This is a genomic window from Streptomyces sp. NPDC051219 (assembly GCF_040682335.1).
Lineage (GTDB): Bacteria > Actinomycetota > Actinomycetes > Streptomycetales > Streptomycetaceae > Streptomyces.
The window spans coordinates 33,417-52,188 of the sequence record NZ_JBFBAS010000039.1; the positions used below are offsets into that span (position 1 = coordinate 33,417).

General features: G+C 69.9%; 17 protein-coding genes and 2 pseudogenes. 9 read left to right on the forward strand and 10 right to left on the reverse strand.

Features of this window, described 5'->3' with window-relative positions; translation table 11 throughout:
* The first annotated feature begins 37 nt into the window (after positions 1-37).
* Positions 38-628, forward strand: a complete 591-nt coding sequence (locus AB0M62_RS29780) for a TetR/AcrR family transcriptional regulator (RefSeq protein WP_366077424.1) — start codon at positions 38-40, stop codon at positions 626-628.
* A 206-nt stretch (positions 629-834) separates the two neighbouring features.
* Here AB0M62_RS29780 and AB0M62_RS29785 read toward each other — a convergent pair.
* Both AB0M62_RS29785 and AB0M62_RS29790 read right to left on the reverse strand, forming a co-directional pair.
* A pseudogene (locus AB0M62_RS29785) lies at positions 835-1,032 on the reverse strand (GyrI-like domain-containing protein); the annotation flags it as partial.
* A 508-nt stretch (positions 1,033-1,540) separates the two neighbouring features.
* The gene (locus tag AB0M62_RS29790) at positions 1,541-2,986 is read right to left on the reverse strand and encodes a glyceraldehyde-3-phosphate dehydrogenase (RefSeq protein ID WP_366077425.1); all 1,446 of its coding nucleotides are present in this window, start codon (positions 2,984-2,986) and stop codon (positions 1,541-1,543) included.
* Positions 2,987-3,555: 569 nt separating this feature from the next.
* Between AB0M62_RS29790 and AB0M62_RS29795 the strand changes: the two genes are divergently transcribed.
* Positions 3,556-3,783, forward strand: a complete 228-nt coding sequence (locus tag AB0M62_RS29795; protein WP_366077426.1) for a helix-turn-helix transcriptional regulator — start codon at positions 3,556-3,558, stop codon at positions 3,781-3,783.
* A gap of 217 nt (positions 3,784-4,000) precedes the next feature.
* Here the strand turns inward: AB0M62_RS29795 and AB0M62_RS29800 are convergent, their stop codons facing one another.
* From AB0M62_RS29800 to AB0M62_RS29810, 3 genes are all read right to left on the reverse strand, one after another.
* Positions 4,001-4,729: a tyrosine-protein phosphatase gene (locus tag AB0M62_RS29800; protein WP_366077427.1), complete on the reverse strand. Its 729-nt coding sequence runs from the start codon at positions 4,727-4,729 to the stop codon at positions 4,001-4,003.
* A gap of 116 nt (positions 4,730-4,845) precedes the next feature.
* Entirely contained in the window at positions 4,846-5,727 is an 882-nt protein-coding gene (locus tag AB0M62_RS29805; protein ID WP_366077428.1) for a diacylglycerol kinase family protein, read from the reverse strand.
* 33 nt (positions 5,728-5,760) lie between these two features.
* Positions 5,761-7,359, reverse strand: a complete 1,599-nt coding sequence (locus AB0M62_RS29810) for an FAD-binding oxidoreductase (RefSeq protein ID WP_366077429.1) — start codon at positions 7,357-7,359, stop codon at positions 5,761-5,763.
* Positions 7,360-7,428: 69 nt separating this feature from the next.
* Here AB0M62_RS29810 and AB0M62_RS29815 point away from each other — a divergent pair, with 69 nt between their 5' ends.
* The 3 genes from AB0M62_RS29815 (at position 7,429) to AB0M62_RS29825 (ending at position 10,030) form a co-directional block, all read left to right on the forward strand.
* Positions 7,429-8,028: a TetR/AcrR family transcriptional regulator gene (locus AB0M62_RS29815; RefSeq protein WP_366077430.1), complete on the forward strand. Its 600-nt coding sequence runs from the start codon at positions 7,429-7,431 to the stop codon at positions 8,026-8,028.
* Positions 8,025-9,620: a glycerol-3-phosphate dehydrogenase/oxidase gene (locus AB0M62_RS29820; protein WP_366077431.1), complete on the forward strand. Its 1,596-nt coding sequence runs from the start codon at positions 8,025-8,027 to the stop codon at positions 9,618-9,620. The genes AB0M62_RS29815 and AB0M62_RS29820 overlap by 4 nt, the downstream gene beginning before the upstream one ends.
* 218 nt (positions 9,621-9,838) lie before the next feature.
* Positions 9,839-10,030: a hypothetical protein gene (locus AB0M62_RS29825; RefSeq protein WP_366077433.1), complete on the forward strand. Its 192-nt coding sequence runs from the start codon at positions 9,839-9,841 to the stop codon at positions 10,028-10,030.
* Positions 10,031-10,077: 47 nt separating this feature from the next.
* Here AB0M62_RS29825 and AB0M62_RS29830 read toward each other — a convergent pair whose 3' ends face one another.
* Together AB0M62_RS29830 and AB0M62_RS29835 are read right to left on the reverse strand one after the other, a co-directional pair.
* The gene (locus AB0M62_RS29830) at positions 10,078-10,941 is read right to left on the reverse strand and encodes an aldo/keto reductase (RefSeq protein WP_366077441.1); all 864 of its coding nucleotides are present in this window, start codon (positions 10,939-10,941) and stop codon (positions 10,078-10,080) included.
* Between the two features lie 88 nt (positions 10,942-11,029).
* On the reverse strand, positions 11,030-11,932 hold the full coding sequence (locus AB0M62_RS29835) for a LysR family transcriptional regulator (RefSeq protein ID WP_366077434.1): 903 nt from the start codon (positions 11,930-11,932) through the stop codon (positions 11,030-11,032).
* Between the two features lie 255 nt (positions 11,933-12,187).
* Here AB0M62_RS29835 and AB0M62_RS29840 point away from each other — a divergent pair, with 255 nt between their 5' ends.
* Positions 12,188-12,868, forward strand: a complete 681-nt coding sequence (locus AB0M62_RS29840) for an HAD family acid phosphatase (RefSeq protein WP_366077435.1) — start codon at positions 12,188-12,190, stop codon at positions 12,866-12,868.
* 154 nt (positions 12,869-13,022) lie between these two features.
* Here AB0M62_RS29840 and AB0M62_RS29845 read toward each other — a convergent pair whose 3' ends face one another.
* Entirely contained in the window at positions 13,023-14,597 is a 1,575-nt protein-coding gene (locus tag AB0M62_RS29845) for an APC family permease (protein ID WP_366077436.1), read from the reverse strand.
* A gap of 167 nt (positions 14,598-14,764) precedes the next feature.
* Between AB0M62_RS29845 and AB0M62_RS29850 the strand changes: the two genes are divergently transcribed.
* From AB0M62_RS29850 to AB0M62_RS29860, 3 genes and pseudogenes are all read left to right on the forward strand, one after another.
* On the forward strand, positions 14,765-15,472 hold the full coding sequence (locus tag AB0M62_RS29850; RefSeq protein WP_366077437.1) for a TetR/AcrR family transcriptional regulator C-terminal domain-containing protein: 708 nt from the start codon (positions 14,765-14,767) through the stop codon (positions 15,470-15,472).
* 337 nt (positions 15,473-15,809) lie between these two features.
* A pseudogene (locus AB0M62_RS29855) lies at positions 15,810-16,013 on the forward strand (aldehyde dehydrogenase family protein); the annotation flags it as partial.
* Between the two features lie 104 nt (positions 16,014-16,117).
* Positions 16,118-17,302 carry a glutamate--cysteine ligase gene (locus tag AB0M62_RS29860; protein WP_366077438.1) on the forward strand — a complete coding sequence of 395 codons (1,185 nt, stop codon included), beginning with the start codon at positions 16,118-16,120 and terminating at the stop codon, positions 17,300-17,302.
* Positions 17,303-17,314: 12 nt separating this feature from the next.
* Here the strand turns inward: AB0M62_RS29860 and AB0M62_RS29865 are convergent, their stop codons facing one another.
* Both AB0M62_RS29865 and AB0M62_RS29870 read right to left on the reverse strand, forming a co-directional pair.
* Entirely contained in the window at positions 17,315-18,106 is a 792-nt protein-coding gene (locus AB0M62_RS29865; RefSeq protein WP_366077439.1) for a 2OG-Fe dioxygenase family protein, read from the reverse strand.
* A gap of 113 nt (positions 18,107-18,219) precedes the next feature.
* A partial coding sequence (locus AB0M62_RS29870) for a BlaI/MecI/CopY family transcriptional regulator (protein WP_366077440.1) occupies positions 18,220-18,772 on the reverse strand: 553 nt, incomplete at its 5' end.

The following is an 18,772-nucleotide window of genomic DNA, read 5'->3' on the forward strand; positions in this document are numbered from 1 at the left end:
GCTGTACGAAACCGTTTCCGAGTAGAGGTGGAAGGTCATGGCGGAATCCGCGAAGCTGCGCCGCAGCCGGATCACCCCCGAGCGCGAGGCCAAGCTCTACGCGGCCGTACTCGCCCTACTCCGCGAGGTCGGCTACGACGCCCTGACCATGGACGCCGTGGCATCCCGCACCCGGTTCAGCAAGGCCACCCTCTACCGCCACTGGGGGAGCAAGGCGGAGCTGGTCGTCAAGGCGCTCAGGCACCAGAAGCCGGTGAACATCGGTGAGATCGACACCGGGAGCCTGCGGGGCGACCTCCACGAGATGGTGAGGCGTGAGGGCGACTGCCGGATGGAGCAGGGCACCTCGCTGCTGCGGGGCCTGGCCATGGCGGTGCACGAGAACGCCGATCTGCTGCGTGCCCTTCGTGAGCTGCTGTTCGAGCCGGAGATGACCGGATTCGACCGGATGCTGCGGCGGGCCGTGGAGCGGGGCGAGATCCGCGAGGACAATCCCGCGGTGGAGTACGTTCCGCACATGCTGGTCGGCGGCCTCGTCGTCCGGGGCGTGATCGACAACCAGCCGTCCACGCAGACCTTCCTCACCTCGTACATCGACGCCGTGGTCCTCCCCGCCCTCAGCGCCTGACACCCCAGGGTCCCCGCAAACCTCCTGCTTCAAGCTAGCGAGGGGACCACCGGATTTATCCGGTGGGGGAATCGCTTCTCGGGGTTGCTCTGAGCTCTGTGTCCCTGGCCGCTTTTCATGGCCTGCTTGATCGAGACGCCTTGGGCCGGCTCCCGGGCCGCGATCGCCTCGGCGTCCTCCGGGACGTGTGCGGGAGCTGCCTCCGGCCGGGTCCGCAGGATCTCGGGCCCCGGTCCGGCTCCGTACGGACTGGACGGGAACCACTGCGTGAACACGTCCCGCCACGGGTACTGGAGCGCCTGCGGGAACGGCCCGGAGTATTCGATGACGACCCATGTCCCGGCCGGGACGGTGAGCGGGTCCACGTCCTCGGGCCCGGCGGCGCGGGTCACCACACCGTGGTACCTGCTCAATCACAATGAGGGACAAAGGCGCCGTGATCACGGGCGGTGGTCCGGCATCGTCGGACACGGTAAGGAGGAGTCGTCAGGAACAACGCGACTCGGTCGGCACCATCACCACGCTGCTCAACTTGCTGCACGTGCTCTGTCCGCGCGCCGGCACCTACCCGCCGGGGCCGCGCGGCTGGAAGCCGAGAAGTTCTCGCCCGACACAAGAAGGAGGCCGGGATTGGCTGCTCTACACCGACGAGCAGCCGTCCGGCGTAGCCGCCTCACGCACTTGCCGGCTCTGCCGACCCCCGGCTCCCCCCACCGCAGCAGGCTCCGCAGCAGGGCGGACAGCTCGGCGGTGGCCGGGTGCTGCCGGGCCACTTCGCTGCCGGTCCACTTCGCTGTCGGAGACCGGCCGGGCGGGTGGCGGTGGGGGAGCAACCGGTCGCCTGCCGGCGCATCGGTTGCCGCCCCACTGCCACCCGCCTGCCGGGACAGCGGATCGGACGGTCCGCCGAGATCAGATCACCGGCGCCGGATAGGTGGGGTACTCCACTCCGGAGACGTGCTGGACGACGCGGATGACCTGGCACGAGTAACCGAACTCGTTGTCGTACCAGAGGTAGAGGATCGCGTTGTCACCGTCGACCTTGGTGGCGCCGGCGTCGACGATGGAGGCGTGGCGCGAGCCGATGAAGTCGCTGGAGACCGCGTCGGGGGCGGTGGTGAAGTCGATCTGACGCTTGAGCGGGGAGGTCAACGACACGTTGCGGAGGTAGTCGAGGACCTCCTCGCGGTTGGTCTCGCGCCCGAGCCGCAGGCTGAGGATCGCGATCGAGACGTCCGGCACCGGGACGCGGATCGAGCTGCCGGTGATGGGCGCCTTCAGGTCGGGCAGCGCCTTGGCGACGGCGGAGGCGGCACCGGTCTCGGTGATGACCATGTTGAGCGGCGCAGAGCGGCCGCGGCGGTCGGACGAGTGGTAGTTGTCCAGCAGGTTCTGGTCGTTGGTGAACGAGTGGACGGTCTCCACGTGGCCGCGCAGGACGCCGTACTCGTCCGCCATCGCCTTCAGCGGCGGGACGATCGCGTTGGTGGTGCAGGAGGCGCAGGACAGTACCTGCTCGTCCGGCTTGATCGTGTCGTGGTTGACGCCGTGGACGATGTTGGGGACGTCCCCCTTGCCCGGCGCGGTCAGGACGACCTTGTCGATGCCTGGGCGCAGGTGCTTCGACAGACCCGCGCGGTCGCGCCACTTGCCGGTGTTGTCGATGAGAATGGCGTCCTTGATGCCGTACGCCGTGTAGTCGACCTCCGACGGGTCGCCGGCGTAGATCACCTTGATCTCGTTGCCGTTGGCGATGATCGTGCTGTTCGCCTCGTCGACGGTGATCGTGCCCTGGAACTGGCCGTGGATGGAGTCGCGGCGCAGCAGCGAGGCGCGCTTGACGATGTCCTGGTCACCGCCCTGGCGGACGACGATGGCACGCAGCCGCAGGCCGTTTCCGGAGCCGGCCTTCTCGATGAGCAGGCGGGCGACGAGGCGGCCGATGCGGCCGAAGCCGTAGAGGACGACGTCGCGGCCCTCGCTGCGCTCGATCTTGTTGTCACCCGTGGCGCCGGCGACGGCTTCTGCGGTGAACTCCTCGACGGAGAGACCGCGGTCGTCGGTCTTGTACGTCGCGGCGAGCATGCCGATGTCGATCTGAGAAGGACCGAGATCGAGCGTGGTGAGAGCCTGCAGGAACGGCAGCGTCTCGGTGACGGAGAGTTCCTCACCGGCGATCTGCCGGGCGAATCGGTGGGTCTTGAGGATGCTGACCACCGACTTGTTCACCAAGGAGCGGCTGTGCAGCAGGACCGTTACGTCCTGCTCCCGGTGCAGCTTCCCGATGATCGGGATCATCGACTCCGCGATCTCTTCGCGGTTCTTCCAGTTGGTGAACGAGTCGTCATTGACAGTCACAGGTTTATCTTTCGAGCTAGGCGGCGCTCATATGCTAACCCGATGCCACTTTGATCATTGAAGCGGTGCCACTTTGGCCGATGTCGTGGTGGGGCCGGCGGACCACGGCTGGGTGGGGGTGCCCACGTCGGCACGGCCTTTTGGGGCGATGAGGTGGCGGTGAGCCGCCCCCCGCTCGTCGCTCAAGGCCGTCGGCGCGGAGCCTCGTCGTCCGGGGTGTGCGGGCTCGCGAAGTGGAATGGGACCGAGAGGTGGGCAGCCTGGGCCCTGCCCGCCTTGTCGGCCGCGGGCCCCTGACGGGTGGAGGCGGTGCCGCCCTTCGCTGAAGGCGTTGGCGGGGGCGCTGAGCGCGCTACCTGGCCACCGGCCATACGGCCCTTCTGCGTGGTCGCGCTGTGGCGCGCCTGCGGACGTGCCCTGTGACGCGGCTGTGACAGTCGGCGGACACCGCTGTGAAGTCGCCCGAGCAAGCTTTTCAAAGAGGACAAAACAGCCGCATTCGGGCATATGTCCCCTGCTTCCGAGGGCGTGAGCAGTGATGACCGAGCCGATCCGTCGGAGGAAGTCCCATGAGCCTGGCACCCACGCTGCACGCCGAAACCCCCGCACCCGCGCTGGCCCCGCGTGAGCAGGAGACACTGCGGCACATCGCCGCAGGCCGCACCTACCTCCAGACGGCCCGCCACATGGGACTCTCCAAGCACACGGTCGACGCCTACCTCCGCCGCATCAAGGCCAAGCTCAACATCAACAACACGGCGGAACTCACACGCCTGGCCATCTCCCTCGGCCTGTGACACCCCCGGCCCGAGGGCCCGTTGCCGGCCCACCTCGCGCCCTCCAGGAGGGCCCCGAACACAGAGACGGGTTGACCAGCCGGGAGCCCGCAAGCACTCCCGCTCAAGCTTCCGTACGGGTGGTCCACGAGTTCCACTGACCGGCGTCACGCATGTCGAGCGGTCCAGTCGGTCGGCCATGCTCTCGTCCAACTGGAAGTCGTTTACGGGACAACGCTCAGGTGGTGAGGAGCCGCGCACGCAACCGTGCGGTCACATCCTCGTCGACGCCGAGGTGCTTGACGGCGTACTCCTGCACGGAGCCGTGGGTGGCGGCCAGGTCGGACAGGAAGAGTCGCATGACCTCCGCCGGCGCCCGCCCGTAGCCGGCCCATCTCAGAGTCCGGTGGGGATTGGCCGCCTTCCAGTCGGCGACCAGTCGGTCGGTGGCCAGCCCGGTGAGTGCGAAGTCCGCGATGATGTCGTCCTCGGCGACTCCCAGGAGTGAGAGGACCAACCCGGCCAGCAGGCCCGTGCGGTCCTTGCCCGAGGCACAGTGGAAGACCAGCGGATCACTCTGCACGGCGATGAGCTCAAGGGCCAGCCGGAGTTCTTCGGCTCCGTCGAGCGCGACCTCGGCGTAGCGGTCGGCGAGAAAACGCCAGGGGTCGACGTCAGGGTCGATCTCTGCCTGGTCGTAGGGACGGTGTTCCACACTGAGGTTGACGTACGTGAGTCCCTCGCTGTCCGGCACTCGGCCCTTCGCCTCTATCTCCCACGGATAGCGCAGGTCGACCACGGTGCTCACGCCAAGCGCGAGGAATCGCTCCCAGTCGGCTCCCTCGAGCTTGGAGAGCGAATCAGAGCGGTAGAGGCGGCCCCATCGCACGGTGCGCCCGTCCTCGGTGCGGTACCCGCCCAAGTCGCGGAAGTTGTGCAGACGTTCGAACTCTATGTGTCTTCTCACGTACGACACCCTAGAAGCTGTCTCCCTCGAGTGACCGCTCAACGGAACCGTGACCGCCCCGGCTCCGGCGGGTGCACATCACTGCCGGAGCCGGGGCGGCCAGGCCGCTCACGCTGTCAGCACAATACGTTCAGCGCGCCCGGCCGCACCCGTGCCGTCACGGGAAGAACGGCGTCCACTTCACCGTCCGCGCCGTACGGGATTTCCCGGTTCGACTCGATGCGGATCTCCTTGCCGTGCAGGATCTCCACCTCGGGGCGGTTGATGTGTACGCCGGTCTTCAGTTCGTTCATCACGGCGAAGAACAGCCGCCGGGGTGCGTCGCGGATCACCACGACGTCCAGCATCCCGTCGTCCAGTCGCGCGCCCGGGGCGATGAGCCGGCCGAAGCCGTAGTAGCCGGAGTTGGCCGTCACCACCGTGTAGCCGCGCCGTTCATGCAGTACGCCGTCCACGGTGATCCGGTAGTCGACGGCCCGCCAGGTCGCCACCGCTCGCAAGCCGCCCGCGTAGTACGAGGCCGCGCCCCGCAGCCAACGGGAGGTGTTGGCGTGGCGGTTGGCCACCGCGTCGACACCTGCGTACACGCTGCCCAGTACGACGGTTCTGCGATGGAAGGCCGATTCGACCTCGATGGTGTCAATCCTTTTCGGCGTGCCGTGCAGAAGCAGTTCGGCCAGAGCGGAGGGCTCGGCCGGCAGGCCGAGCGCCCGGGCGAAGTCGTTGCCGCGGCCCGCCGGGACGAGACCGAAGAGGGCGTCGGTGCCGCTGAGCGCTCCGCCGACGCAGCCGGTGATCCCGTCGCCGCCGACGGCGAGCACGACGCGGCCCTCCGCGCCGGCTCTGCGCGCCACTTCCCCCGCGTGCTCCAGGCTGCGGCTGTACTCGGTCTCGAGGTGGGCGCCGGCTTCCCGCAGCAGGCGGGCCAGCGGGAGGAGGGCCGCCGTCCCTGTGGACCCCCCTGCGGTGGGGTTGACGACGGCGGTGAACTGTCGCATGAAATGTGCCTCCGAAAGGCAGGGGGTGTCCGGTCAGCGGGTGGGGAGCAGGATGCCGGGGTTGAGTATCCCGGTGGGGTCGAGCCGTGCCTTGACGGCCTGGAGGATGTCGACGCCAAGGGGGCCGATCTCCTGGGTGTACCAGTCGCGGTGGTCCGTTCCCACGCCGTGGTGGTGGCTGATGGTGCCGCCCGTGGCGATGATCGCGTCGTTGGCGGCCTGCTTGGCCGGGGCCCAGTGGGCGACCGGGTCCTCGCCCTGCGCCGAGACGACGGTGAAGTACAGGGACGCGCCGGTCTCGTAGACGTGGGAGATGTGGCACATGACCAGCGGCGGCGTGCCCGCCTCGGCCAGTGTGGTGGTGAGTGCCCGGCGTACGGAGTCGTAGAGCGCGGGGATGTTCGACCAGAAGGCGGCGGTTTCAAGTGTCTCGGCGAACGCGCCGGCGTCGAGCAGCGAGTCGCGCAGGTACGGCGCGGAGTAGCGGCCGTGCGCCCAGCGCTCACCGGGCTTTTCGCCGAGCAACTCGCCTCCGCAGTCGCGGAGTACGGCCCGGGCCCGCGCCTGCCGGCTCGCGGTGTCTTCGGCAGTGCCCTCGAATCCGGCGATAGCCACGCAGCCGGCCTGGTGGGGGGTGCCGTCCGTGCCGCCGATGGCGTCGGGCTGCGCCAGTCCGATCAGGGTCTCCGTCTCGTCCGACAGCCGCAGTACGGTCGGCCGCGGACCGTCCTGGGCGAGGCGGCGCAGGGCGGCAGCCCCGGCTTCGAAGGTGGGGAAGCGCCACCCCTCGTAGACCTTGGACTCCGGGAGCGGGCGGATCCGTACGGTCACCGAGGTGATGACGCCGAACGCGCCCTCGGAGCCCAGTACCAGCTGGCGCAGGTCGGGGCCGGCGGCGGAGCGGGGGGCGCGTCCCACGTCGAGGGTGCCCTCCGGCGTGGCGACGGTGAGGCCGAGCACCATCTCGTCGAACCGGCCGTAACCGGCCGAGGCCTGGCCGCTGGAGCGGGCGGCCGCGAAGCCGCCGATGGTGGCCCACTCGTACGACTGGGGGAAGTGGCCCAGGGTGAAACCCCGCTCGGCGAGGAGGGCTTCGGCCTCGGGGGCGCGCAGGCCCGGCTGGAGGGTGGCGGTCCGGGAAACCTCGTCGAGGGACACCAGTCCGTCGAGGCGGCGCAGGTCCAGCGCGATGAAGGAGCCGTTACGGTCCGGGGCCAGGCCGCCGACGACGGACGTTCCGCCGCCGAAGGGAACGACGGCCAGTCCGTGTCCGGCGCAGGTGCGCAGGACGGCGAGTACGTCGTCGTGACTGCCCGGCAGCACCACGGCGGCGGGGATGTCGTCGACCTCGCCCGCGCGGATACGCAGCAGGTCCGGAGTGGACTTGCCGCGGGTGTGCCGGATACGGGTCTCCGCGTCGGTGCGTACGTACGTCGCGTCGCCGAGGCATTCGACGAGCGCCTGGTGGGGCCCGTCCCCGAGTGGGGGCTCGGGGACGGAGATTTCGTTGAGTACGACCGGCTCGGTGCTCCGGGGTTTGACGCCGAGGAGATCGCGCAGCAGGCCGATCACCGTATCGGGCAGCGGGGCCGCCTTGGCCGGGTCGCCCCAGCCGCTCCACAACATGTCCACTTGGTTGTTTCCTCACCGGTTGTGCGGGGTGCCGTGTCCTGCGGCTCCACTGGCATTACACTGTGACAGATGACGCCCATTCGTCACAACCATTCCGACGGCAACGCCGTACTCGACGCGGCGCGCGACTGTGTCCTGGCGGTCGGAGTCCGCCGGACCACCCTGACCGACGTCGCCCGGCGTGCCGGGGTCTCCCGCATGACGCTGTACCGCCGGTGGCCGGACGTGCGGACCCTCGTCGGTGACCTGATGACCCGCGAGTGGATCGCCGTCGCGCAGGGCGCACTGCCCGAACACGACCCCTCGGCCCCCACCCGGGTCCGCCTGGTCGACGGCCTGGTGGCGGGGGCAGAGGCATTCCGCGCCCACCCGCTGTTCCACAAGATCATCGACGTCGATCCCGAGCTGTTGCTCCCCTACCTGCTCGACCGTCGGGGGGCCAGCCAGGACACGCTGCTGGAGCTGATCACCACCGCCCTGGAGCAGGGCCACGCGGACGGTTCGGTCCGCGTGGAGCACCCCGTTCGGCAGGGCCGCTCCCTGCTGCTCATCGTGCAGGCCTTCACACTCTCGCTGCGCACGATGACTGACGAGGGAGATCCCGACCTCACCGCCGCCGCCTTCCAGCGGGAACTGCGGACCATCCTGGAGAGGACCCTTACGCCATGAGCACCTTGAGCCCCAGCCCGCCGAGCAGTGCTCCCGCCGGCTCCTCCCTGAACGCGGCGCGCCGCGCCCGCGAGCTGACCGAACTGGCCGACGGGGCGACGGTCGACGTGCTGGTCGTCGGCCTCGGTGCGACCGGCGCCGGTGCGGCGCTCGACGCGGCCTCCCGCGGACTGTCCGTCGCCGCCGTCGACGCGCACGACCTCGCCTTCGGCACCTCGCGGTGGAGTTCGAAGCTGATTCACGGCGGACTGCGCTATCTCGCATCGGGCCACCTCGACGTCGCGTACGAGAGCGCCGTCGAGCGGGGCGTACTCATGGAACGCACCGCTCCGCACCTGGTACGTGCACAGCCCTTCGTTCTGCCGCTCACCCCCCTGGTCGGGCGCCGGCAAGCCGCCCTGGCGATGGCCGGACTCAGGGCGGGCGACCTGCTCCGCGCATCGGCCCGCACCTCCCGCGCCACTCTGCCCGCGCCTCGTACCCTCTCCGCGGTGGAGACCCGGCATCTGGCACCGGGCCTTCGCCCTTCCGGCCTGCGCGGGGGGCTGCTGTCGTGGGACGGACAACTGAGCGACGACGCCCGCCTGGTCACTGCCATCGCCCGGACCGCCGCCGCCCACGGCGCGCGGATCCTCACCCGCGCCCGCGCCCTGGAGATCAGCGGCTCAGGCGCTCTGATACGCGACGAACTGACCGGTCAGGAACTGCGGATCCGGGCTCGCGCCGTGATCAACGCGGCGGGCGTATGGGCAGGAGGCCTCGTCCAGGACATCCGCATGCGCCCGTCACGCGGCACGCACCTGGTCCTCAGGTCCGCAGACCTCGGCGTTTTGACGGCGGGCATGCACATCCCGATTCCCGGCGCCACCAACCGATTCGTACTCGTCCTGCCGCAGGGAGACGGCCGCGTCTACGTCGGACTGACCGACGAGCCCGTCGAAGGAGACGTCCCGGACGTGCCGGACGTGCCCGAGACGGACATCGGCTTCCTGCTCGACGTCCTCGGCTCCGCCCTCGACGTCCCCCTCCACCGCACGGATGTGATCGGCGCGTTCGCCGGCCTTCGCCCCCTGCTGGACACCGGCCCGGCGGACGGATCCGGGCGGCCGGGGCACACCGCGGACATCTCCCGCAAACACGCGGTACTGACCTCGCCGGACGGCGTTGTCACGGTCGTCGGCGGCAAGCTCACCACATACCGGCGGATGGCTCAGGACGCGCTGGACGCCACGCTGGCCGCACGGGGCCTGGCCGCGGGGCAGTGCCGTACAGCCACGATCCCCCTTGTCGGCGCGGCGTCGCCACGCCGGCTGGGCGGGCTCGACGCCCCGGGCCGGCTGATCCACCGGTACGGCACCGAGGCACCGGCCGTGTACGCCCTGGGCACCGCGGATCCTGCGCTGCGCGCCCCTGTCGTTCCCGGTCATCCGGTCACGGGGGCCGAACTCGTCTGGGCCGTACGCCACGAAGGGGCGCTGGACGAGTCGGACCTTCTCGACCGGCGCACCCGCATCGGCCTGGTCCCGGCCGACCGGCGGGCGGCGCTGGACGCGGCGCGCGAGGCCATGGGCAGGATGTCGATAGCCGGTTGAGGCCGCGCCGGGGGAGCCCGTCGGGGGCCCGTTCCACCGACACGCGGACCCGAAGGTGCGGCGGTCCACTCGGCGATCTCGAACGGCCGTAGTATTTACCCAACTCCGCAGCATGAACTGCAGCCGCATGAACTGAACCGGCACTCGGCGGGCGGGGGGAAACACGGATACGCCGGCGGCGAGACAGCCCCGCGCGCCTCACTCTCGGAAGGCCCCGTATGCCTACTGCTCCGTCCCGTCACGTCTCCGGCGAGCGCCCGGCCGGTGCCACCACACCGGACGCCGGCTATGAGGGACTGTTCCTCGAACCGGCGTGGACGATCGCGTTGCCCCCGCTCGACGATGACGAGGAGGCGGCGGCGGTCCGTACCTTCCCTTCCCCGGCTCGCCGCGCCCATCCGCGCCGCTGAACAGGAAGCGCGGGGGTACCGACCCGCCGCCGTGGGCCGCAGGGTGGTCAGCCCGTCGCGTTCAGGCGCGCGAGCTGGGCACTGGAGAGTGACAACGTGGCGGCCCTCGCGGAGTCCAGGACACTCTGCGGGCGGCGGACACCGGGAATCGGGATGACACAAGGGGAAAGGGCGAGCATCCACGCCAGACAGACCCGCTGTGCGCTGACACCGAGTTCCACCGCCACCTCGTGAAAGACGGCGTGTTCGCTCTCCAGCCGACCCGCCCGGCCGATGCCGCCGAGCGGGCTCCAGGGCAGGAACGCCAGCCCCAGTTCCTCGCACAGCCGCAGTTCGGGAAGGCTGGTGCGGAAGGCGGGGGAGAACTGGTTCTGTACGGCGACGAGCCGGTCGCCCAGGATGGAGCGCGCCAGGCGGATCTGGGCAGGGTCGGCGTTGGAGATGCCGGCGGCCCGGATCTTGCCGGCGTCGCAGAGCTCCTTGAGTGCGCCGATCGAATCCACGTACGGAGTGCCCGGGTCCGGACGGTGGAACTGGTACAGGCCGAGGGCCTCCACGCCGAGCCGCCGCAGTGACAGGTCGACGGCTCGGCGCAGGTGACCGGGAGATCCGTCCAGTGCCCAGGAGCCGTCCGGGGGCCGGGTGTGGCCGCCCTTGGTGGCGATCAGAACGCCCGACGTATCCCCGCCGTAGGTGGCCAGCGCCTTGGCGATCAGGATTTCGTTGTGCCCTGGATCGCCGGCGTCGAGGTGGTAGGCGTCGGCTGTGTCGATCAGGGTGATACCGGCGTCGAGCGCCGTGTGGAGAGTGGTGATCGCCTGCCGTTCGTCCGGCCGGTCCCGCACGGACAGGAGCATGGCGCCCAGCCCGACGGCGCCCACCTGCATCCGGCCGACGCGGCGGGCCGGCATGTCGGAATGAGTTCGTATGGTTGTCACTCCCTCAGCATCCGGGCCGCGGGTGACGCCGTCCAACATCAGCTGATGATGGCAGTCATCATCAGTCGCGATCGGGCACTGCCGGCCGCCGCCCCGTCTCCACGGACGCCAGCAGTGCCTGTGTGGCGGCAGAGGGGCGACCATTCTCGGCGCGTGCCACGGACACCTCCCAGCCGATCTCGTCCACGAGGTCCACCGTGCGCAGGGCCAGAGCCTGCTCCTTCTCCGTGACGGAGCGGGGCACGAGCGCCAACCCCGCCCCGCGGCCGACCATGTCGAGCAGCTTGTGGACGTCGTCGAGTTGCATGCCGATACTGCGGCGCACCCCGCGAGCGGCGAAGGCGGCATCGGCGGCCTGACGTGACCCCCAGTGCGGATTGAACTCCACGAAGACCTCGCCCGCCAGATCCTCCAGGGGAAGCGGCTCCTGCCGCGCGGCCAGGGGGTGATCGGCCGCGCAGAGCAACAGCATGGGCTCGCGGGCCAGCGGCCGCAGGGACACTCCGGCGGGAACTCCCGTACAGGCGACGAAGGCCAGGTCCAGGCTGCCCTGCCGCAGCCTCTCCAGCAGCAGTCCGGATCCGTACTGCTCCACACGAATGTCCACGGACGGGTGCCGGGCGCTGAAGTCGGCGATCATGCCCAGTGGATCGACCGCGCCCATGCACTGCTCGGTCCCGACGGTCAGCGTGCCGCTCAGCACACCGCGGACAGCCGCCACCGCCTCCCGTGCGGCTGCCGCGCACTCAAGCGTGCGCCTGGCCTCCTTCAGCAGCACGTGCCCGGCCGCGGTGAGTTCGGCCCCCCGGGCGGTACGTACGAACAACTCGGCACCGAGGTCGCGCTCCAGTGCACGCACGGAGGACGACAACCCGGACTGAGCCAGGTGCAGCCGATGAGCCGCCCGGGTGAAGTTGCGCTCCTCCGCGACGGCCACGAAGTGCTCCAGATGTCTGAGCTCCACAGCCGGAAGTTTAGGCCGGGGGACCGCGCCGGGGGACCGTGCCGGGACGGGGGGACCGGTTGCTGACGGATGCGCCGCCGGCTCGGGAGCGAGTGCGTCGCGTGCTCGGCGCTGTCCGTAACAAATCATGCTACCGAGCAGTAGATGGAACGTTCCATTCCGTCCATTCTTGAACGCGAGCATGTCAACGCCCTTTCGTCCGACCGTGACGGACGGGCCTTCTTCGAGCTGCTCAAGGACTCAGGAGTACCCCCCATGCATGCACTCAGATGGCGAACCCGGGCGGCTTCCACGCTCGCTGCGGTGGCTTTCACCATGGCGACCACCGTGGCGTCGGCCACGGCCTCCGCCGCTTCAACCCCCCACCCCATCAAGGCGGTTGCCGGCCAGTCCGTCCCGGTCGCGCAGCAGGCGAGCACCGCGGACGCGCAGGCTCTTGGTGTCGACTACCGGACCTGGCAGCGTGACGTGGCGGCCGTCGTCGCCGTCGCCAGGCCCTACATCGAGCAGCGGACCTCGAACCCCTCCGGCGAGAAGCAGGCGATCGTCCTCGACATCGACAACACCTCGCTCGAGACGGACTTCCACTACTTCTGGGAGTTCCCCACACCTGCGGTCAAGCCGGTCCTCGATCTCGCCCGCTTCGCGGACTCCCGCGGCGTGGACGTGTTCTTCGTGACCGCACGGCCGGGCATCATCTACTCGCTCACCGAGTACAACCTGGAGAAGGCCGGCTACCCCGTCTCCGGTCTGCACGTGCGGAGTCTGCCGGACCTCTTCGACGAGGTCAGCGACTACAAGACCGGCAAGCGGGCAGAGATCGAGGCCAAGGGCTACACGATCATCGCCAACATCGGCAACAAGGCCAGTGACCTGACAGGCGGTCATGCCGAGAAGACGTTCAAGCTGCCCGACTACGACGGTCAGTTGTCCTGACGCCCTCCCACGGGACGGGTAGGACGGGCGGTCGCGCGCGTGTGGCGTGTCGTCCCGGACGCCGGCAACTCCCGCTTCGGCGGCGAGTTGCCGGCATGGCTGTGAGTCCGCCACCGCGTCCGGGGGCATGTGCTGGGGTCGGGCAGGGCCGGCCTCAGGAGGGCTCGGCGGCGAGCACGCCGGACTCTTCGGCGGTCTGCCCGCCGGACCGCTCGGCTGTGGGCTCACCGCACTGCTCGTCGCCCGCCCGGGCGGCAGCCCGCTTGTTCTGCGGTTTCCTGGCCAACAGGTAGACGAGGCCGACGCCGATCACCGCGCCTGTGCCCAGAAGTCCGGCCCAGACCTGGTACCAGGGGGCGCCCGGCGGAGCGAGGACGGCCCGCGGCCAACAGACGTTGACGACCTCGAAGGCGGTCCAGAGCACCGCGAGCACATTGAGAAACGTGCCCCTGCGACCCAGCCGGATGTGACCGGAGGGGACCCAGGTTCCTCTGAGGCGGGCGATCAGTGCGGCGAGGCTGACGAGGAAGAAAGGCAGGAAGGTGGCTGCGGTGCCGAAGGCGATCAAGCTGCCGATGGCGGTGGCGTTCAGGCCGAGCAGGAGGCCGCCGCAGCTGACCGCCGTGGAGGCGATCAGCCCGCCGATCGGGGCCTGCCGCCGGTTGACCTTGCGGACATGCCGGGAGAACGGGAACACGCCGTCGCGTGCCAGCGAGTACACCCCTCGGGCAGCGCCTCCCTGGGAAGCCATCGCGCAGGCGAGGAAGCCGACGAGAACCACGGCGACGAAGGGCTTGTCGGACCAGGAGCCGAACGCGGTGATCACAGCGGTGGTCACCGGGTCGAGGTCCTCTCCGGCGACGACCGCTGCCGGAGCGGGGTGGGCCAGGGCGACCGCCATGGCGTTGAGGATCACGACAAGCCCGACACCGAGCAGCGCCCACCACATCGCCCGCGGCACCTGGCGGCCCGCGTTCTTGGTCTCCTCGGCGGTCGACACGCAGGCGTCGAACCCGATGAAGCCCCAGCCGGCGACGGCGAGGACGGCCAGGAACGCCATCGAGGTCGATCCTCCGGACAGTGCTTCGGCTCCGAGCGTTTCGGTGAACAACGAGAAGCCGTGGTCCCGGAAGAAAAGCAGCAGTGCGCAGCCGACGAACACCGAGGCGACCGCTTCCGCGGCGATGCCCAGCGATACGAAGCAGCTCAGCATCTTGATGCCGTAGGCATTGACCAGCATGCAGGTCAGCAGGATGGCCGCGGCCACGGCGACCATGGCGCCCGGCGAGGGTGTGACCCCTATGAGGGCGAAGACCCAGGGTGCGGCCAGATACGCCACGGTGGTGTTGCCGAACATGACGGCGAACTGCCACACCCAGCCGCTCATCCAGCCGAAGGACGGACCCAGCAGGCGCCTGCCCCACTGGTAGGGCCCACCGGCCAGGGGCCACTGCGACGCCAGCTCGGCGTAGACGTTCACCACCAGGCACTGGCCGAGAAGGACGATCGGCAACGCCCACACCCAGGCAGGTCCGGCGATCATCGTGCCCACCATGGACACCGCGTACAGGGCGACCACGGGGGAGACGACGGCGAAGCCGACGGCGATGTTCCCCAGAACGCTCAGGCTCCGGCTGAGCTCCTGTGTGTAGCCCAGATCGCTCAGGCGGGCGGCATCGGAGTCAGCGGCGGTGCCCGTGGCAGGGCCGGCGGAGGAGGGTTCGGTCATGGGCACCTCTTGGGGATGGGAGCGGGCCGTCGTGGCCGGCACGCTCCGGAGCCTAAATCTAACAATGTTAGGTATCGCGATTTCGGGGACCATAGCTCCGCCGGTGGCCGCTTGTGAACCCCCTGCCGCCGAGTAACCTGGCGGTCCGAAAGAGGGGGATGACCAGCATGGGCCGACCGAACCGACCGCTGCTCAACCGCGGGATCATCGCGCGCATGGCCCTCGAACTGCTCGACCAGGAGGGCCCGGAGGCCCTGAGGATGCGGACACTCGCCGAGCGCCTCGGGGTGCGCGGAGCGTCCCTCTACCACCACGTCGCCTCCAAGGACGATGTCCTCGACGCGGCCTCGGAACTGATCAACGAAGAGATTGATCTCAGCCCGCTCGAGGGTCCCGAATGGCGCGACGGAATCGCCTCCTACGCGCGCGGCTACCGGCAGGTCTACCTGCGCCACCCGAACGCGATCGCGCTGGTGGCCCGGCGCCGGGTGGAAGCCGACAAGGCCCTGCGCGGTTACGACGCACTGCTCGCCGCTCTCGTCGGAGCCGGCTGCACCCCGGCCAGGGCTGCCGAGGTCGCCGCCGCGATCGACTACCTGGTGCTCGGTTCCGCCCTGGAGACCTTTACCGCCGGTTTCGCCCGGTCCCCGGACGGCTACCGCCCCGACTTTCCGGCCCTCGCCGACTCCCTCGCAGGTGCGGCGGCCGTCGGCACCGGCCTCGCCGCGCTCGACGACCGCGGCTTCGAGCTGGGTCTCGGTCTGGTTCTCGACGGGCTGGCTGCGCAGGCGCAGCAGGCCGAGCAGGTGCCGCAGGCGGCAGAGGCCGATGAGGCTGCGAAGGCCGCCGAGACGACACGGTCCGACCGGGCGTAGAGCCTCGGACACATCCGGCGGGACAGTGTGCTCGCGGTCGGCTCACCAATTGCGGACACCACAGGGCCCCGCCTGGTTTCGCAGGCACGTCCACGGCAACGACATGGACACGACGTTGCCCATCGAAGTCTTCGACGCGATCCGGGAGGGTGTGCGCACCGACCGCTCGCAGTTCTACTTCAACTGGGCCGACTTCGTCGACCCGGCCGTCTTCGACGGTACGGCGTCAAGGTCATCCAGTCGAACTTCGACTCCATGGAAGGCATGGCCGCCAAGCTCAACGCCGGCAACCGCTACGACATCAGGCCCTGCGCCTGGCGAACGACGTACGGTTCGCCTCGCCGCGAGCGTACGGACCACCGACCACGATCGGGCGATGCGGGCGACCCGGGCGCTGCACACCAGGATCGTATGGGTGAACACCCATGGCACCACTGTCTCCGAGATGCCGAACGGTGGAGTCAAGCACTCCGGCTATGGCAGCGACCTGTCCCCGGCCGGCCTGCTGGACTACACGCAGGTGAAGCACGTCATGGTGTGACGCCCCGGGACAAATGGTGTGACGACCCCGGACCAGTTGACGTAAGGCGTCCCGTTTGCGCTGCGCACCGCGACAGCCCGGTGCGAACAGCCGATTCTGAGAGGGTGGACTACGAGGACCCAGCACTCTTCCGGCCCGCGGACGACGTATGCGCTCCGACGGTGGGCGTGGAGGAGGAGTACTTTCTTGTGCACCCCCGCAGCCGAGCGGTGGAGCCCGCAGGCCCACGGGTCGCCGCGCGGGCGTCCTCGGTGCTCGGCGATCTCGTCTCGGGCGAGTTCTGCGACTATCAGGTCGAAGGCAAGACACCGCCGTGCTCCGGGTCCGCGGACCTTCGCACGCAGTTGCTCCGGGTACGGGCGGGCGTCTCGGCGGAGGCCCTGGCCGAGGGACTGCGGCTGTGCGCCTCCGGTACGCCGGTCCTCGGAGGGGCCGGTCCGATCCCGGTCGGCGGTCATCCGCGGTACCGGGCCGGTGTCGAGCAGTTCAGGAGCATGCTGGACGACTTCGCCATCAGCGCGGTGCATACCCACGTGTACCTTCCGCAGCGGGAGCTCGCGGTGCTGGTCGGCAACCACCTCAGGCCCTGGCTCCCGCTGCTGCTGGCAATGACCGCCAACTCCCCTTTCCATGCAGGCCGGGACACGGGATACGCGAGCTGGCGCTCCGTCATCAGAGGCCGGTTCCCCACTCTGGGCCCGCCGCCCTACTTCGAATCGCTGGAGCACTACGAGCAACTCACCGCCCACTTGCAGGAGTCCGAAGCCCTCCTGGACGCGGACATTCCGTTCTGGGACATCAGGCCGAACCCGCGTCTGCCCACCGTGGAGATCCGCGCCATGGACGTGCCTGGCGATCCGGAGGACACGGTGGCACTCGCGGTCCTGGTCAGGGCTTTGGTAATGACCGCGGCGGCACGGGCTGAACGCGGTGACCCGGGTCCGCGCACGTCCGGTGAACTGCTGCGCGCGGCGTACTGGCGTGCGGCTCGGGACGGCTGGTCCGGCAGTGGCAGCGACGCGCTGACCGGCCAGATTCTTCCCGCCGCCGTGCAGGCCGAGCGGCTGGTCGAACATGTACGGCCGGTCCTGGAGGAGTACGGGGACATGGAGGTGGTGACGGTGTTCCTGAGGCGGCTGGCGGCGCGGGGATGCGGTGCGCAGCTCCAGCGTGCCTCGGCCATCCGCGCGGCGGATCTCACCGGCGTAGTGGACGACTTGGTCCGGCTGACGGCGGGCACGTCCCCCCACGCGCCGGAGCCGCCGGTGCGCCGGCACGAGACCCGGTAACCGGGTTCCGCGTCAGCCCTCGGTGCAGGTGACCACCAGGACGTCCCGGTATGCGGGCTTGGCCGGGTCCAGCGGCCGGATCGGCGAGACGGCGTGGAGAGTGCGGCGGTCATCGCCGAGAAGCAGACTGCCCGGCTCCTCCAGGGTGGTGGCCACCAGCTCCTGCCCGTCCGGGGTGAGCACGGTGCTCTCGCCCCCGGTGGCATTGCGCCGGCCGACGAGGAGCGAGGAGACGAGCGTTACGCCGTCCCGGTGCCGGCCCTCCGGGGTGGGCCGGCCCTCGCCGCCGGACGTCGCGACGACGCGGAAGGGATGCACCTTTACGTTCCACCTGTCCTTCTCGCCCAGGGCGTCCGCGAACGCACCCAGCAGCCCCAGTAGGCGGTGCAGGACGGGATCGGCCGCGAAAGCCCCGGACAGCGGGTCGAAATGTCGGTCCACATGCTCGTAGAGAGGGTTGGTGTGCTCCGGCTGCACGAATGGGATGTGCGGCAGGAGGCTCAGCTCACCGGTGGCGGTGGAGAGGGAGAACTGGCCGTAGCGACGCAGCCGGCATGTGCCGCTCTCGGCCGCGTACCTGTCGGGGGACAGCTCCTCCCAGTGGGAGGAGAAGTCCGCCCAGTCCTTCTCGTTCTCGCCCACCGCGCCGTGGAGCCACGACGTCACCGTGGCCGGGGGCAGGAGACAGACTCCGTCCGAAACCAGAGCCCGCTGAGCGGCCTCCACCTCCGCCGTGGCCGGCGCGGCGTCCGGGGCAATCCTGAAAACGTTCGTCGTCCCCGGTCCATCGACGATGTCGTCCACGGAATGTGCCTGCCTTCCTCCGCCGGTGCGGGCGTGCAGCATCTACGGATCTCATACTCCGTCGACCCACCCCCCACCGCATCCCATGCCGGTGCCCGGCACGGCACCCGGACTCAGGCGTCCTGGGCGTCCCCTGCCTCCGAGTCCGGGTGTGCCTCGGCCGCGGGCCGCGGGCGGAGCGCGGTGTAGTAGACCGAGCTGCCTTGCTTCGTACGCTCTGCCTGCCCCTTCGCCACGAGGTTCTCGAGAGTGTTGCGCACCACCGTGGCGCTCAAGGTGCGCTCCGGGTGTGCAGTGGTGAGCGCAGCCGTCACCTCGGACACGGAGCGCGGTTCGTGCTGATCCGCGAGGTGGCCGGTGACAAGAGTGCGGAGGGTGGGCAGGCCGTTGCCCGCTGCCTTGGCCGCCTTCCCCGACTTCTTCGCCCTGCCCGCACCCGCGCCGCCCTTCGGCACTCGCGCACGGGGTACCGCCGGACGCTTCACCGTCCCGACTGCCTCGGCCGCGGGCGGCTGCTTCTGCGGTACGACGCCACTGTCGTCGGGGGAGTGCGTCGCCGGCGACGCACCACACCCCACCCTCTTCAGCAAGGTCACAACCCGCGCCGGGTCCTGGGCCAGGGCGGGGTGCGAGTTCGGAAGAGCGGCGTGGAGGGGAAGAGGTTGT